The sequence below is a fragment of the Flavobacterium glucosi genome (assembly GCF_048286535.1).
Lineage (GTDB): Bacteria > Bacteroidota > Bacteroidia > Flavobacteriales > Flavobacteriaceae > Flavobacterium.
On record NZ_JBLVPK010000008.1, the window covers coordinates 118,886 to 134,484 of the forward strand.

The 15,599-nt window shown below is 33.6% G+C and carries 15 protein-coding genes; 10 read left to right on the plus strand and 5 right to left on the minus strand.

Annotated elements, in window-relative coordinates; genetic code table 11:
• Nucleotides 1–5 precede the first annotated feature (5 nt).
• Entirely contained in the window at nt 6–1,343 is a 1,338-nt protein-coding gene (locus tag ACNQGD_RS13795; RefSeq protein WP_417999682.1) for an FAD-dependent oxidoreductase, read from the plus strand.
• A 60-nt stretch (nt 1,344–1,403) separates the two neighbouring features.
• On the opposite strand, the gene ACNQGD_RS13800 is transcribed toward ACNQGD_RS13795, so the two are convergent.
• Both ACNQGD_RS13800 and ACNQGD_RS13805 read right to left on the minus strand, forming a co-directional pair.
• Nucleotides 1,404–1,766, minus strand: coding sequence for a cupin domain-containing protein (locus ACNQGD_RS13800; protein ID WP_417999683.1), 363 nt, complete (start codon nt 1,764–1,766; stop codon nt 1,404–1,406).
• A 63-nt stretch (nt 1,767–1,829) separates the two neighbouring features.
• A complete protein-coding gene (locus ACNQGD_RS13805) occupies nt 1,830–3,344 on the minus strand; it encodes a helicase HerA-like domain-containing protein (protein WP_417999684.1) in 1,515 nt (504 codons plus the stop codon).
• Between the two features lie 373 nt (nt 3,345–3,717).
• On the opposite strand from ACNQGD_RS13805, the gene ACNQGD_RS13810 reads away from it, so the two are divergent.
• The 7 genes from ACNQGD_RS13810 to ACNQGD_RS13840 all read left to right on the plus strand — a co-directional run bounded on the left by ACNQGD_RS13810 (nt 3,718) and on the right by ACNQGD_RS13840 (nt 10,292).
• Complete coding sequence (locus ACNQGD_RS13810) at nt 3,718–4,536, plus strand: MotA/TolQ/ExbB proton channel family protein (RefSeq protein ID WP_417993120.1); 819 nt, start codon at nt 3,718–3,720, stop codon at nt 4,534–4,536.
• 77 nt (nt 4,537–4,613) lie between these two features.
• Entirely contained in the window at nt 4,614–5,225 is a 612-nt protein-coding gene (locus tag ACNQGD_RS13815; RefSeq protein WP_417993119.1) for an ExbD/TolR family protein, read from the plus strand.
• Between the two features lie 19 nt (nt 5,226–5,244).
• On the plus strand, nt 5,245–5,790 hold the full coding sequence (locus ACNQGD_RS13820) for an ExbD/TolR family protein (protein WP_417993118.1): 546 nt from the start codon (nt 5,245–5,247) through the stop codon (nt 5,788–5,790).
• 38 nt (nt 5,791–5,828) lie between these two features.
• Nucleotides 5,829–6,623 carry an energy transducer TonB gene (locus ACNQGD_RS13825; RefSeq protein ID WP_417999685.1) on the plus strand — a complete coding sequence of 265 codons (795 nt, stop codon included), beginning with the start codon at nt 5,829–5,831 and terminating at the stop codon, nt 6,621–6,623.
• A 230-nt stretch (nt 6,624–6,853) separates the two neighbouring features.
• Nucleotides 6,854–7,774 carry a PstS family phosphate ABC transporter substrate-binding protein gene (locus tag ACNQGD_RS13830; RefSeq protein ID WP_417999686.1) on the plus strand — a complete coding sequence of 307 codons (921 nt, stop codon included), beginning with the start codon at nt 6,854–6,856 and terminating at the stop codon, nt 7,772–7,774.
• Between the two features lie 10 nt (nt 7,775–7,784).
• Nucleotides 7,785–9,464, plus strand: coding sequence for a tetratricopeptide repeat protein (locus ACNQGD_RS13835; RefSeq protein ID WP_417993115.1), 1,680 nt, complete (start codon nt 7,785–7,787; stop codon nt 9,462–9,464).
• Between the two features lie 195 nt (nt 9,465–9,659).
• On the plus strand, nt 9,660–10,292 hold the full coding sequence (locus ACNQGD_RS13840; protein ID WP_417993114.1) for a 7-carboxy-7-deazaguanine synthase QueE: 633 nt from the start codon (nt 9,660–9,662) through the stop codon (nt 10,290–10,292).
• Nucleotides 10,293–10,356: 64 nt separating this feature from the next.
• Here ACNQGD_RS13840 and ACNQGD_RS13845 read toward each other — a convergent pair whose 3' ends face one another.
• Nucleotides 10,357–10,911, minus strand: a complete 555-nt coding sequence (locus ACNQGD_RS13845; protein ID WP_417999687.1) for a YfiT family bacillithiol transferase — start codon at nt 10,909–10,911, stop codon at nt 10,357–10,359.
• Nucleotides 10,912–10,927: 16 nt separating this feature from the next.
• Nucleotides 10,928–11,644 carry a class I SAM-dependent methyltransferase gene (locus tag ACNQGD_RS13850; RefSeq protein ID WP_417997755.1) on the minus strand — a complete coding sequence of 239 codons (717 nt, stop codon included), beginning with the start codon at nt 11,642–11,644 and terminating at the stop codon, nt 10,928–10,930.
• Between the two features lie 91 nt (nt 11,645–11,735).
• Between ACNQGD_RS13850 and ACNQGD_RS13855 the strand changes: the two genes are divergently transcribed.
• Nucleotides 11,736–12,233: a YkgJ family cysteine cluster protein gene (locus ACNQGD_RS13855; RefSeq protein WP_417999688.1), complete on the plus strand. Its 498-nt coding sequence runs from the start codon at nt 11,736–11,738 to the stop codon at nt 12,231–12,233.
• A 97-nt stretch (nt 12,234–12,330) separates the two neighbouring features.
• Here the strand turns inward: ACNQGD_RS13855 and ACNQGD_RS13860 are convergent, their stop codons facing one another.
• Nucleotides 12,331–13,503 (minus strand): exo-beta-N-acetylmuramidase NamZ family protein, encoded by a 1,173-nt coding sequence (locus ACNQGD_RS13860; protein ID WP_417999689.1) that lies wholly within the window; start codon nt 13,501–13,503, stop codon nt 12,331–12,333.
• Nucleotides 13,504–13,660: 157 nt separating this feature from the next.
• Between ACNQGD_RS13860 and ACNQGD_RS13865 the strand changes: the two genes are divergently transcribed.
• Nucleotides 13,661–14,896: an ABC transporter permease gene (locus tag ACNQGD_RS13865; RefSeq protein ID WP_417999690.1), complete on the plus strand. Its 1,236-nt coding sequence runs from the start codon at nt 13,661–13,663 to the stop codon at nt 14,894–14,896.
• Nucleotides 14,897–15,599 lie beyond the last annotated feature (703 nt).

Sequence of the window (15,599 nt, forward strand, 5' to 3'; positions counted from 1 at the left end):
AATTAATGCAAATTCCCAAAAAAATAGCGGTTGTAGGTTCTGGATTAGTTGGATCTTTATTAGCTATTTATCTTCGCAAAGCGGGTCATACGGTTCATGTTTTCGATAGAAGCCCAGATATCAGACAAATTCAATTTTCTGGACGTTCTATTAATTTAGCCATGTCTAACCGAGGTTGGAAAGCGCTAGATGGCGTTGGAGTGGGTGATGCCGTGCGGGAAATTGCCATCCCAATGGACAAACGCGCCATTCATCTTGTTGATAAACTTAATTTTCAAAATTATGGACAAGAAGGCGAATCTATTTACTCGATTTCCAGAGGGACTTTGAATAGAAAAATGATCGATTTGGCGGAAGCCGCAGGAGCAGAATTCTTTTTCGAACATAAAATCTGGGATGTAAACTTAGATGATGCGACGCTACACATTGGAGAAACCGAAAGAGGCGCATGGGAAGAAAAAAAATACGATATGGTTTTTGGTGCCGATGGCGCTTTTTCCAGAATCCGTCATCGCATGCAGCGCCAAAGCATGTTTGATTATTCGCAAGAATTTTTACCTATTGGATATAAGGAATTAAATATTCCTGCAAATTCGGATGCAACTCATAAACTAGACAAGAATTCATTTCATATTTGGCCTCGTGGAGAATATATGTTGATTGCATTGCCTAATTTAGATGGTAGTTTTACATGTACTTTATTTATGCCTTTTGAAGGAGAAAATTCTTTTGCTTCTTTAAAAAATCAAAAAGAGGTAGAAACTTTTTTTGAAAAAAACCTACCGGATACCATTGATGTAATTCCAAAATTGACTGAGGATTTTTTCAAAAATCCAACAAGTACATTGGTGACGATGAAATGTTTCCCCTGGACGTACGAAGATAAAATTGCACTAATTGGCGATGCTTGTCATGCAATTGTTCCATTTTACGGACAAGGAATGAATGCGGGCTTTGAGGACATTTCGATTCTTTATGAAATGATTGAAGAGTATGGAGATGATTGGAAAACAATTTTCTCCGAATATCAAAAATCCCGTAAACCCAATGCTGATGCTATAGCAGAACTTTCCTATCGTAATTTTATGGAAATGAGTTCTAAAACGGCTGATGAGAAATTCTTGTTGCAAAAGAAAATTGAAAAATCATTCTCAGACAAATATCCGGAAAAATGGATTCCGCTTTATAGTAGAGTAACCTTTAGTGATCGTCCGTATGCCGAAGCTTTGGCTATTGGGGATTATCAAAATGCTATTATGGAAGAAGTTTTGAAAATGGAAAACATCGAGAACATTTGGAACAGTGAAGCGGTAGAGAATAAAATCCTGGAATTGCTGGAATAGTTTTTTCGACTTGTTCAATTCAATATAGTTACGATAGTTTTTTACTTCCAACGGAACTATTTATTCCTCACGATGTACTTTGGTAAAATCGAAAGCTGGTTTGCAAATGGCAATATATTCACAAGGTTCGTCAAAAGGATTGGAATATTGTACTCGAGTATTTTTCTCAATTTTTATAGATTGGCCTGCTTCAAGTATCACAATTTCATTTTCAATGATGAATTGCTTTTTTCCTTTTATCACATAGGTGTATTCTTCAAATTCAGGTGTTTGAAAAGGTTCGCTCCATTTAGGAGGTGCAATCATGTGTGCAATCGAAATTTCAGGATTATTTGTGGTAGCAATTCCTTGATGCTCTTCTATTAATTTGCCGTCAGTTGTAGGAACTATAAAAGGAGCTTTTTGAATAAAATATTTTTTCATGTGCAATATTACTTTTTAAAATACCCTTAAAGCGTTTTAATTTTAAAAGGGTAATGTCGGATTTTATTTTTTAAACATTTTTGTCAAAACACCAAAAGCACCTCTTATAAAAGTAGCACTTGTCAATACTTTTAAAACGGATTTTCCTACGACACTAGCGGAACTCGGACCTTTACTTTCTTCTTTTTCAGCTGTTTTTTCCTGTTCTGCAGCCGCTTCTTCAACAACGGTAATTTTTTTATTTAGCATTTCATAAGCGCTTTCGCGGTCAATCAGTTCGCTGTATTTTTTTACTAGTTTAGATCTGTTATTGATTTCTTGAATTTCACTCTCGGTTAAAATATCCATTCTGCTCATCGGGGCACGCATCATCGTAGCTGCAAGTGGTGTTGGAATTCCTTTTTCGTTCAATGCAGTGACTAATGCTTCTCCAATTCCCAAGCTAGTTAGAATTTCATCCGTTTTATAAAATTCAGATGTTGGGTAATTATCAGCGGTTTGTTTGATGGCTTTTCGGTCATTGGCTGTAAAAGCCCTTAAAGCATGTTGGATTTTTAAACCCAATTGCGCCAAAACACCGCTTGGGATATCCATTGGGTTTTGAGTGATGAAGTAAATCCCAATTCCCTTGGAACGGATAAGTTTTACAATAGTCTCTATTTGTTCTAATAATGCTTTGCTGGCTTCGTTGAAAATCAAATGAGCTTCATCAATAAAAATAACTAATTCTGGTTGATCTGAATCTCCCTTTTCAGGCATTTGCTGGTAAATTTCGGCTAACAAACTCAACATAAATGTCGAAAATAATTTTGGTTTATCTTGAATGTCAGTTAGTCTCAAGATATTGATATATCCTTTCCCAGTTTCGTCAATGCGCATTAAATCTTCAACGTCAAAAGACATTTCTCCAAAAAAGAGATCAGCACCTTGTTGCTCTAATTCTATTATCTTTCTAAGAATTGTGCCTGTTGTTGAAGTAGAAATCTTGCCGTAGCTTTCTTCAATTTCATCTTTTCCTTCTTCGGTGATATAATTGATTGCTTTTTTGATGTCTTTTAAATCCAATAAAGGCATTTTATGGTCATCACAATATTTGAAAATAACAGAGACAACGCCAGCTTGAGTATCATTTAAATTTAGGATTCGAGAAAATAAAACGGGTCCAAACTCAGAGATAGTAGCGCGAAGACGAACCCCATTTTGTTCCGATAAAGTCAATAATTCAACAGGAAAACATGCTGTATTATAAGGGATGTTTATTTTAACATGTCGTTCGGTAATAAATGGTTTCTCTTCTCCTTCTTTTGCAATACCACTAAAATCACCTTTTATATCCATCATCAACACGGGTATTCCAAAGGATGATAATTGTTCTGACAGAACCTGTATAGTTTTGGTTTTTCCGGTTCCGGTTGCTCCAGCAATTAATCCATGACGGTTTAATGTTTTTAGAGGGATTTTCACGTGTGCATTGGGTAATGCTTCTCCGTCTAATATTGCTCCGCCAAGAGTAATACTTTCTCCTTTACAGCTATATCCGTCTGTAACTTGTTGTATAAAATCTTCTTTTCTGCTCATAATAAGTTTAGATTTAAATCATCTGCAAGGTATTATTTTTTTTACAAAACCTGAAATTTTAGTGCATACTGCAGTTTTCCTGCTTTTTTATTGTTAATAATATAAAATATTAGTTTTGATAGAAGAGAGTTGGTTTTTGAAATATTGTCTCAATATGTCATAAAAAAATACGTTTTTTTGGATAAAATACTACTTTTATCTGAGTATTTTGATATAAATGCAAAGCGTTAAATTACAAATGTATTTTTGAAATAAATTTAATTATAATAAAATTAAAAAAAGTTTTTTTATTTGAACTAAAAATATAAATTTGCTCTACTACAAGTTTAATATAACTAAGATAATTTATTTAAAACTATTAAAATTAAAAAAAATGGCAAACGTTAAAAAAGAAAAAGGTGCAAACGGAGGAGGAATGATTTCAGGAATCATTATTGTAGCATGTATTTTTGTTGGATGGTTAATTTGGAATTTCATAATGGGTAATGGCGCTAATTTTGAAGGCGGTGTTAATACAGGTCACCCATTACCAGGAAATATGTTAGCAATGGTTTACAAAGGAGGTCCTATTGTACCAGTATTATTAGGGTTATTATTAATGGTTGTTGTATTCTCATTTGAGCGTTATGCTGTAATTTCAAAAGCAGCTGGTACAGGAAATCTTGATCAATTCATGACAAGTGTACAAAAAGATATTAAAGATGGTAACATTGAAGGTGCTATAGCTTCATGTGACAAACAAAAAGGTTCTGTTGCAAATCCAATAAAATCAGCTTTATTGAAATACCAAGAAGTTAAAAAAGAAGGATTAGATAGCGAAGCTGCTGCTGAAACTATTCACAAAGAAATAGAAGAGGTTACTTCATTAGAAATGCCAATGTTAGAGAAACACATGACTGTACTTTCTACAATGGTATCGTTAGGTACGCTTGCAGGTTTGTTAGGAACAGTGACAGGTATGATTAAAGCATTTAGTGCTTTATCGGCTGCTGGTACTCCTGATCAAGCTGCCCTTGCAAATGGTATTTCTGAGGCTTTGATTAATACAGCTACAGGAATTTCTACTTCTGCTCTGGCAATTATTGCTTACAACTTCTTTACTTCTAAAATTGATACTTTGACTTACTCAATTGATGAGGCAGGTAACACGATTGTAAATACTTACAGACACTACAGAAGTACACAAAAATAATTAATAATTTAATTTACAGGAAAATAGAGGTCTGCAAAACAGATTCTATTTTCTTGTAAATATTAAAAGAAATATTAATGGCTATAAAAATGAAAAAAAAAGCAGGATCTACTGATATGACTGCTATGTGTGATGTCGCTTTTCTTTTGTTGTCTTTCTTTGTAATGACAGCAACAGCTAAGATACCGGAAGCATTGCCAGTAGATACGCCTGCCTCACAGGTTCAAACTAAGTTGCCTGAAACTGATTTGGCTACAATAACAATAGGGAAAGGAAAAGTTTTCTTTGATTTAAAGGGTAGAGAAGTTAGAAAAAAGGCATTAGAACTAATGGGACAAAAATACAGTGTTGCATTTACAGCAGAGGAACTGGAAACATTTTCTTTAATGGAAGGTGTTGGAGTACCAATTACAGCTCTAAAGCAATTGATTGCAATGAAGACTGCGGATAGAAATAAACCAGGTTTACAGCCAGGAATTCCTAAAGATTCACTAGATAATCAACTGAAAGAATGGATTTACAATTCTCGAATTGCAAACATAGATATCAATGATAAGGAGTTGCAAATTGCTATAAAAGGTGATTCAAAAGAAGAGTATCCTGCCATTAAACAAGTTATGGATATTTTGCAAGATCAAAAAATCAACAACTTTAATTTGGTTACTAGTTTAAGAGCAACACAAAAATAATTAAAACACATACACTAAAATGGCTGAATTAAATACCGGCGACGGTGGAGGCAAAAAAGGTGGAAAAGTAAGAAGTAAAAAATCCAATTCAAAAGTAGATTTAACTGCTATGGTGGATTTGGCATTCTTATTGATTACGTTCTTTATGCTTACAACTACGTTGTCTAAACCTCAATCGATGAGTTTGGGTTTGCCTGATAAAGAAGATGATCCTACTGATAAACCAATCAAGGTTGATGAAAACCGTACTTTAACGGTTTTGTTAGGAGACAATGATAAAATGGTATATTATATGGGTTTGTTAGCGACTCCAATTGCTGGACCTAAAGATATTTCTTATGGCAAAGAGGGTATTCGTAAAGAATTATTGAAAAGAAAATTATCAGTAGTTGAATACACTGGAAACAAAGACAAAGGTTTAATAGTAATTATCAAACCAAGTAAAAAATCAAATTACCGTAATTTAGTAGATATATTAGATGAGATGGCAATTGCACAAGTACCTTCAAACGCAATTGTTAATGATTTTTCACCAGAGGAACTAAAATTGTTAGAAGGTAAGTAAGATTTTCTTATTACTCTATAACCTAATAATTAAGAAAAATGAAATTAGATATTTTCACAAACCAATGGCTTGATATTGTATTCGAGGGTCGTAATAAAGCTTATGGCGCTTACGAACTAAGAAAATCAAATAACAAGACTACTGTTAGAGCGCTTATCTTAGGTGCAATTGTTTTTGCTATAGCAGTTAGTATGCCACTTATATTAAGTTTACTACCTGATTCTGCGGAAGCTGATGAAACTTTAGATACTAAAATTGTTAGTATCAAATTACCACCGAAGGAAGAAGTAAAGAAGAATGTTCCGCCACCACCACCACCACCACCAAAAGTGGATCAACAAAAATTTGTTAAACCAGTTGTTGCAAAAGCGGAGGAAGTAACTGAAGAGCCACCTAAAACTGTCGAATTAAAAGATAAAAAATTAGGTGCGGTAACTATTAAAGGTGACCCGGATGCTGTTTTAACTGTTGAGCCAGTTGGTACAGGAACTGCAGCTGTAGTGGAAGAAGTTGATAACCAAATTTATAATACTGCTGGTATTGAGGTGAAACCTGATTTTCCAGGAGGAATCGAAAAATTTTATAAATTTGTTGGTAATAACTATCAAACTCCGGAAGAAGAAGGATTAAAAGGTAAAGTTTATGTTACTTTTGTAGTTGAAAAAGATGGTTCTTTAACGGATATTAAAGTAATTAGAGATATCGGTTATGGTACAGGAAAAGAAGCCATCCGTGTTTTGAAAAAATGTCCTAAATGGACACCAGGAGAACAAAATGGTAAAAAAGTAAGGGTTCTTTATTCTCTTCCAATTACTATTCAATCTGCAGAATAATGTTAAATAACATATTAAATAATATTAAGAAGAAATCGCTTAAAGAGCGATTTCTTCTTGTTTTAGGAATTTTGTTTTTTCTTGTTTACCTTGTTTTAGGTTTATTTATTATCTTTATGAAGAATTTTCCTTTAGCTATGGAGCCTACTTATAGAATTGCTTTCGGGGCTTTACTTATTGTATATGCTTCTTTCAGATTCTTTCGAATTATTAATGATAATAACTAGATCATGAAAAAATATTCTAAACTTCCCTATTTTATTTTATTTTCAGTAGTAATATTGGTGTTCGCTTGTAACCAATCAACTAATAAAAAAGATAAGGAAACTATATTGAAAGGTTCAACCACAATTTATGTAGATGAAACCTTAACTCCTATCGTTGAAGATCAAGTTGCTGTGTTTGAAAATGAATATGATGCTAAAATAAAACTTGTAGCTAAATCTGAAACTGAAACTGTTAACTCTTTATTTAATGAAAAAGCTGCAATAGCTGTTTTATCAAGAACCTTGACAACTGAAGAATTGAAGATTTTTAAACAAAGAAAAATTAATCCTAAAACAACTGTTTTTGCTACTGATGCTATAGCTTTTATCTCTAATAAAAGCAATAAAGATACTCTTGTGGCGTTAAACGATGTTATTAGTTTTATGCAAGGAAAGCCCGTTGCATCAATTAAAGGATTGGTTTTTGATAACCTTAACTCCAGTACAGTAAGGTACATGAATTCTTTGGCTGGAATAAATGCAATACCCCAAAAGGGTGTTTTTTCATTTAAAACGAATGACGAAGTTATAAAACATGTCTCAGAAAATGAGGGAATGATTGGAGTTGTGGGTGTTAACTGGCTCTCCCAGCCTCAGCCAGCAATGCAGAAGTTTCTTGCGAATGTAAATACGTTAAGTGTAAAGGGGCTAACAGGGAATGAGTATTTTTTACCTTCACAAAATAATCTAGCAGAAAAAAAATACCCTTTGGCACGTGATTTGTATATAATAAATTGTCAAGGATATTCTGGCTTAGGAATGGGCTTTGCTTCGTTTGTAGGCGGTGATATCGGACAAAGAATAATTTTAAAATCTGGTTTGTTACCGGTACGTATTCCTACTAGGAGATTTACAATAACGAAAAGCCAAAACAATAAAAAATAAATTAACTACAATGAAAATGAATAAATTAACGACCTTAAGCGTTGCCATTTTGGCCACAGCTTTTACGACTCAAGCTCAAGACATTGACCAAGCAAAAAAAGCGATAGATGCTGAGCAATTTGAAAGTGCAAAAACGATGTTGAAATCGATTATAAAAGCCAAGCCTTCAAACGGTACTGCTTTTTACACTTTAGGGAATATTTATCTTACGCAAAGTGTTGAGGATTCAGCCAAAATTTATTTTCAAAATGGTTTAACTGCTTCCGATGATGCTAAATTGAATTACATCGGTTTGGGTCAAATGGATTTAGATAAAAATGATGTTGCAGGTGCTCAGGCTAAATTTGCCTTAGCTACCAAAGACATGAGAAAAAAAGATATTCAAGAATTTATATATATTGCTAGGGCGTATATGAATGCTACTAAGCCTGATTATAAAAGTGCAATTGCAATTTTGAATCGTGCTGTGATAAACAATTCTCAAGATGCTCAATTACAATTAGCATTAGGAGACGCTTACTATGGCGATGGTAAACAAAATGAAGCTTATGTTGCATACAGAAGTGCTTTTCAAACAGATAATAGTTTGCTTAGAGCTAAAATGCAATTAGGAGTTTTATTGAAAGGTGCTAAATCGTATGATGAAGCTTTAAAAGCTTACAATGAAGTTATTGCGATAAATCCTAATTATGGACCAGTTTATAGAGAATTAGCTGAAACATATTATAAAATTGCACGTAACAAACCTTCTCAAGCAGCTGCTAATTATAAAATTGCGATAGGACATTATGATAAATATATGTCTTTAACGGATTATTCGATTCACTCAAGAATGCGTCGTGCTGATTTTCTGATTTTAATAGAGGATTATGTAGCTCTTGAAGCAGAAGCTAATAAAATGATTGAATTAGATAAAGTTAATCCAAGAATCTATCGTTACTTAGGTTATGCTGCTTACAAAAATGGAAATGTAGATGTAGCTATAAAATCATTGGAAAGTTTTATCACTTCTCCAGGGAACAAAGCAATAGCATTGGATTATTTGTACTTAGGGCTTTCTAAAATTAAAAAAGGAACAAGTGCCGATGGTTTATCAATTGATGCAACTGCGTTTAGTGCAGGTATGGTTGATGTGAAAAAGGCAATAGAAATGGAACCTTTGGCAGTGCAGGATTTAAGCGAAGTGGGTAAAAAATTATTTGCACAAAAATTATACACTGAATCTGCTGCTATATTTGAGTTTGGAGCAAATACAACTGAATCTACAAATTTTTTAGATGACAATGTATACTATGGTTTAGCAAATTATTATGCTAATATCAATAAAGAGAAAGGTGTAAAAGTGGATGTTGTTGCACTACAAAAAGCTGATGCTGCTTTCGAGAAAGTATTAGTAGCTTCTCCAACTTATCTAGAAGCTTATCTATACAGAGCAAGAACCAACAGATTGCTTGAAAAAGATGATGTTATGGTTAAGAATTATGAAGATTATGTTGCAAAAACGACCGCGTTAGGAGCAGAAGAACTTGCTAAACCGGCAACAAAAGCTAAAATTATTGAAAGCTATAATAATATGGCAGCAAGTTTTGCTAATACTGATAAACCTAAAGCTATTGAATACTTTAAAAAAACACTAGCTTTAGATCCAGCAAATAATTATGCTTTAGAATCTATAAAAATTTTAAAATAACTAAATTTTTTAATATCATGAACCGATAGTCTTTTGGCTGTCGGTTTTTTTATGGTTAATATTTTCGATTGTTTTTGAATTTATTTTTTTGAATATGATTATTAAATTTTTTAAACCTTTGAAAGTGTACTTTAGTCTCAGTTTTCAAATTAACTCATTTTCAAATTAACTATCTTTGCACTTTAAAATTAAATAATGTTATCAAAAGAAATACAATTAGAGGTTAATAAAGGTGCAATGCTTCCATTAATGGAGGAGTTTTATACTATTCAAGGGGAAGGATTTCATACCGGGACAGCTGCATACTTTATTAGAATAGGTGGATGTGATGTGGGTTGTCATTGGTGCGATGTTAAAGAAAGCTGGAATGCTGAATTACATCCCCCGACAAGTATTGATTTAATAGTTACAAATGCGAGCAAATACTCAGAGACTGTTGTCGTGACTGGTGGCGAACCTTTAATGTGGGATATGACTTTACTCACGCAAAAGCTAAAAGAGAATAATAGAAAAGTTCATATTGAAACTTCAGGTGCGTATCCGCTTACGGGGTCTTGGGATTGGATTTGTCTCTCTCCAAAGAAAAATAAATTGCCAACACAAACGGTTTACGATAATGCACAGGAGTTGAAAGTTATCATTTATAACAAGCATGATTTTATTTTTGCCGAAGAGCAAGCTGAAAAAGTGAATAGTAATGCGATTCTATTTCTACAGCCTGAATGGAGTAAAAAAGAAGAAATGACTCCGCTTATTGTAGATTATGTTATGAACAATCCTAAATGGCGGGTTTCTTTACAGACCCATAAATATTTGAATATTCCTTAAAAAATAAAATCCCAAATGCAAACTAAGCTGTATTTGGGATTTTTTTTATTTGTAGAAAAAAAAATTAAACGTTCGATGGCCAAGCTTTTTGCTTTTTTAATTCTGTGATATGTGCTAAGTGGTGGTTTCCATGCCAAGCATACGTTCCTATTATTTCCTTAATTTTAAATTGCTTGTTGTTTTCAGGGTGAATAAAGGATTTTTCTAAATCAGCTTGAGATAGACTATTCATTAAATACGCTAAGCGAAAGTGTAAACCTTCTAGTAAAGAAAGTGTAGGCTGGATAGACATTGTCAAATTATCATGTAATCCAGCCCAACGATCTTCGTAATAAAATTTTATAGTTGGATTATCTTCGGTTAGTGCCCATTTGATTCTAATAAAACAATTCAGATGACTGTCGGCGCAATGATGAATCACTTGACGAATAGTCCAGCCATCTTGTCGATATGGTGTTTCGAGTTGTTTTTCGGTTAAATGAATCACTTCTTTTTTCAATCGTTCCGGGAAACTGGCGATTTCTGCTATTTTACTAGTTAGATATTCGCTGGAATAGCTTTCAGGGGCTATAAATTTCCCAATAGGATAACGTAATTTTTTTAATGCTTTATTTTCCATGCTAAAATGTGTTCTTTTAAATTGAAAGTTTGGCTAAATAATCATAATGTTCACCTTCAAGAAGTATCTCGCTTTGTAATCCATTGGCGAAAGCCGCATTTTGCAAAGTATTATAATCTAAATAAAGCCAAGGGAATTCGTCTTCTTTTTCATTTTTATAACGTATTGTAAAAGTCAATTCGCCATAATATCCATTACTTGGAATCCATTTCCCACCATCTTCATCATTATCAAACATGTAAATTATATCTGAAGAATCAATTAGAATTTGTCCGTTTGGCTTTAGCAAGCTTCTTAATTTCTGTAAATAGGTCGTGGATTCTTTTAGTGTTCCAAAAATACCGGTTCCATTCATTAATAATAAAATGGTGTCAAATTTATTTTCTGGATTATTAGAGTCCATTTCAAGAATATTTTGAACGTGAACATTTTTCAATCCGCGAAGTTTGCAGGCTTCAATTGCATTTTTAGAAATATCAATCGAATGAACATCAAGATTTCTTTCATTTTGTAAATACAAGCTATGACTTCCTGCGCCACAGCCTACATCCAAAATTTTTCCATTCGCAAGTTGTAGGGCTTTCTGCTCTAGTTTTGGCATCTCGTCATAGGAACGAAATAAATATTCAACACTCATTTCATCTTCTTCAGAAATAGAGGTTTCCGTGATTAAATCTTCCGGAGAATTCTTCGTTTGAAAATCGAGTATGGCTTTGCCAAAAAGGTCTTTCATTATAGTTGATGTGTTAATTTGGTGATTTGTTGATTTGTTTAAGTAATTTCGCGGAATGTTTTATCGAATAACCGAAAAAACAAACCTACGAATGAACACTATTTTAAATAATCTTCCTAAAGAAGCCAAAGATAAGCATATCGAAAATAAAAAGTATTTCGATAAGCTGAAAAAGAAGACGCCAAAGAATTTGGATTACGTGATGCAGGATTTGCATGATGCCGAATTCAAGAAAACGGATTGCTTAACGTGTGCGAACTGCTGTAAAACCACTGGACCATTATTTACAGATGCGGATATTGAGCGTGTTTCAAAATATTTGCGCCAAAAACCGCAACAATTTATGGAGCAATATCTTCAGATTGACGAGGACAGGGATTATGTCTTGCAAAGTGTTCCGTGTACTTTTCTGGATAATGAAAACGCATGCATGATTTATGATGTTCGCCCAAAAGCATGCAGAGAATTTCCACACACGGACAGAAAAAAGTTCCAACAAATAACGGACTTAACCTTGAAAAATGTAGCGATATGCCCGGCTGCTTTTAATATTGTTGAGGAAATGAAAAAGAAGTTACCGCTTTTTTAGTCATAAAGTCAACAGTCTTAAAGTCATAAAGAGAATAGTTTGAAAGTTAAATGGTATTTTGAATTGACTTTAGGACTTTTGACTTTAAAACATTAGACTAGTATATCAAATATTTAAATCTCATTTTCATAAATTGGACTAATCCTTTCTTCCAGTTTTCTCGTATTTCTGTTTCCGAAGTTCCAGCTTCTATTTGCTGTTGCAATTTTTTAGTTCCTGCAAGTTTCGTGAAATAAGGATTGAAGAATTTTGATTTGTCACTTGTTGCCTCATAGGCTTTAATCAGCCATTTTAATTCCAGCCGATTTACTTTTGTAACTGTAGCTAAATCTTCGCCATAACATTCTACGCCATTGTAAACAGGGTTTTGTGCGCCAAAATTTGGTTTCGGAATAAAACTAAAGCCACTTTTTGGTAAATAAGGGGAGCCGTAAATTTGAAATTGTTTTTCAGTTCCTCGTCCCATACTCACATTCGTGCCTTCAAAAAGACACAAACTTGCATATAAATTCACAGCTTGATCATTTGGAAGATTCGGCGAAGGTTTTACAGGCAAATGATAATCCATTTTTCGGTTGTAATTAAGACAGGGGATAACCGTCAATTTGCATTGTGTACCATTCTTTAGCCATTTCTCACCATTAATCATTTGTCCATATTCACCCATTGTCATTCCATGTAGCAAAGGAATTGAATGCATTCCCACAAAACTAGTGAATGCTGGCTCAAGAATTGGACCGTCAACAATACTTCCGTTTGGATTTGGTCGGTCAAGAATTAAAAGTGGAATGTTATTTTCGGCACAGGCTTCCATGATATAATGTAACGAAGAGATATAAGTGTAAAATCGTGCGCCTACGTCTTGCAAATCAAAAACCATAATATCAATTCCTGCGAGTTGCTCTGGTTTTGGTTTTTTATTGTCACCATAAAGGGAAATAATTGAAAGCCCAGTTTTAGAATCTTTTCCGTCAACGACATGTTCACCCGCATCAGCAGTCCCCCGAAAACCGTGTTCAGGCGCAAATATTTTCTGGATGGCTATGTTTTTTTTTAAAAGAAAATCGACTACATGTATTTTATTAGAGAGAATACCAGTTTGATTGGTTACAATACCAATTTTCTTGTCCTTTAATAATGATAAATAGGTACTGTAATTATCGGCTCCAGTTTTTATTTCTGTAGATGGATTGTTTTTAACCTTTTCTAAATCTGATTTCACATTTTTCTTCGCATCCGTTTTCCTTGCAGAACAGGAAGTCGAAATCATTGTTAAGAATAAACAACTAAGCGATATTTTAAAAAATGAGTTCATATATACGTTCAATTAAAATTAAGGTCAATTAGTGTAATTCGTGTTTTAGCTGTATTTTTGGCTTTAGCAACGCAAACTGGCGATGCAAATCCAAATTAGAAAAGTGATCAAATTGAATTTAGAATATTTCATTGCCAAACGACTTATAACTGCTAAAGATTATAAAAGTAGCATTTCTGCTCCAATTATAAAAATTGCCATTTCGGCAATTGCCATTGGTATGATTATGATGATTGTTTCTGTAGCAACCGGAATTGGACTGCAGCAAAAAATACGAGAAAAAATTTCGGCTTTTAATGGACATATCATTATTTCGAATTATGACAACAATCAATCCGAAGTCACGCTAGTTCCAATTTCTAAAAAACAGGATTTTTATCCAAAGTTTATATCAGTACCTGGAGTGGAGCATATTCAGGCCATTGCCAGTAAAGCTGGAATTATTAGAACCGAAACTGCTTTCGAAGGAATTATCTTCAAAGGAGTGGGAAATGATTACAAATGGGATAATATAAAGGAGTATCTGGTTTCGGGGAAATTGCCTGATTATTCAAAAAATGTAAATCAAGAAGTTTTAATATCACAATTCCTCGCCAACAGATTGAATTTGAAAGTAGGTGATCTTTTTAATACATTCTTCATCAAAGAAGATCAAAATAAGTTACCTAACATTCGAAGATTTAAAATTACAGGAATTTTCAATTCTGGTTTTCAAGAATTCGACGCTACCTATATAATAGGAGATATTCGTCACATGCAACGTATCAATAAATGGGCTCCAGATCAAATCGGTGCTTTCGAAGTTTTTGTAGATGATTTTAATACTATAGAATCTATCGGAGAACAAGTTTATGCCCAAACGGCATCAACATTAGATACTAAAACTATAATCGAGAAATACAGTTATATATTCGAATGGCTTCAACTCTTCGATTTCAACATCATCGTTATACTAGTAGTAATGATTCTTGTCGCTACAATCAATATGGTAGTAGCGTTATTAGTGCTGATTCTTGAGCGAACACAAATGATAGGAATCCTAAAAGCTTTGGGAGCTAATAATTGGTCAGTCCGAAAAATATTTCTGTACAACGCCCTCTATCTTATAGTACGTGGCCTTTTTTGGGGGAATCTGATAGGTATCGCATTACTATTAATTCAGCAACAGTTTGGCTTAATCCAATTGAATCCAGAAAACTATTACGTCAATCAAGCCCCAGTTTATCTAAATTGGGGATACATACTTTTATTAAACCTACTTACTGTGACGGTCTGTTTCTTGGTATTATTAATTCCTTCCTATATAATAACTAAAATTTCACCGGTTAAAGCGATACGTTTCGATTAGAATTTTATTAGAGCGTTTCGCCACATAAAAAGAGAGTCAATTAATCTAGGGATTAGTTGACTCTCTTTATATGTGGCGTCGGGCTATTCGCTACAAGTCCTCGTCGCGCCAAAAAAAGGCTGGACTGTGGGCTTTTTGCTTCTATCCCTAACGCGAGCTTGCGTAAGGCGGAGCTTTTTGATTATTCGAATAATTCATAATGACATCTAGACGACATATTTTGCTACCTTATATATAGGAGAGAATTTAAAAGGGATGTTTGTCTTTATATAAGGCATAGGATAAAACCATTTTATTAATCGAGACTAGTTTCTTTTGGTCGATTACTGGTCATGGAAGCTATTTTTAATGTTCAGATTGTAGTTAAGAGGATGAACTCAGCCAATATTGATTAAGATCCGCAAGATTTGCTAGATTAGCAATGGTAGTTGAAAGCGGTCCATCGTAACAGAAATAGGGTATTTTGCGAAGAAAGGTTGTTTGTGGGTTGTTTGATTGATGTTTTATTAAAAAAAGATTGGGTTTCAAAATTATAGATATCAGCGAGTTAAAGATTAGGTTAAGAGAATATTAAAAAAAGCGTTTAAAAAAGCTTGAATAACTGAATAAAGGTGCTAGTTTTGCACCCGCAATGGCGCAGAAGTTCTTTAAAATACTGGCAAGTTAATTAGATCGAGAGGGAAAATTTATTTTCTAAAAAAGA

Bases quoted from the DNA above. Each gene is read 5' to 3' on its own strand.
- ACNQGD_RS13795 (WP_417999682.1), top strand. From the start codon at position 6: ATGCAAATTCCCAAAAAAATAGCGGTTGTAGGTTCTGGATTAGTTGGA.
- ACNQGD_RS13800 (WP_417999683.1), bottom strand. From the start codon at position 1,766: ATGAAAAAATATTTTATTCAAAAAGCTCCTTTTATAGTTCCTACAACT.
- ACNQGD_RS13805 (WP_417999684.1), bottom strand. From the start codon at position 3,344: ATGAGCAGAAAAGAAGATTTTATACAACAAGTTACAGACGGATATAGC.
- ACNQGD_RS13810 (WP_417993120.1), top strand. From the start codon at position 3,718: ATGGCAAACGTTAAAAAAGAAAAAGGTGCAAACGGAGGAGGAATGATT.
- ACNQGD_RS13815 (WP_417993119.1), top strand. From the start codon at position 4,614: ATGGCTATAAAAATGAAAAAAAAAGCAGGATCTACTGATATGACTGCT.
- ACNQGD_RS13820 (WP_417993118.1), top strand. From the start codon at position 5,245: ATGGCTGAATTAAATACCGGCGACGGTGGAGGCAAAAAAGGTGGAAAA.
- ACNQGD_RS13825 (WP_417999685.1), top strand. From the start codon at position 5,829: ATGAAATTAGATATTTTCACAAACCAATGGCTTGATATTGTATTCGAG.
- ACNQGD_RS13830 (WP_417999686.1), top strand. From the start codon at position 6,854: ATGAAAAAATATTCTAAACTTCCCTATTTTATTTTATTTTCAGTAGTA.
- ACNQGD_RS13835 (WP_417993115.1), top strand. From the start codon at position 7,785: ATGAAAATGAATAAATTAACGACCTTAAGCGTTGCCATTTTGGCCACA.
- ACNQGD_RS13840 (WP_417993114.1), top strand. From the start codon at position 9,660: ATGTTATCAAAAGAAATACAATTAGAGGTTAATAAAGGTGCAATGCTT.
- ACNQGD_RS13845 (WP_417999687.1), bottom strand. From the start codon at position 10,911: ATGGAAAATAAAGCATTAAAAAAATTACGTTATCCTATTGGGAAATTT.
- ACNQGD_RS13850 (WP_417997755.1), bottom strand. From the start codon at position 11,644: ATGAAAGACCTTTTTGGCAAAGCCATACTCGATTTTCAAACGAAGAAT.
- ACNQGD_RS13855 (WP_417999688.1), top strand. From the start codon at position 11,736: ATGAACACTATTTTAAATAATCTTCCTAAAGAAGCCAAAGATAAGCAT.
- ACNQGD_RS13860 (WP_417999689.1), bottom strand. From the start codon at position 13,503: ATGATTTCGACTTCCTGTTCTGCAAGGAAAACGGATGCGAAGAAAAAT.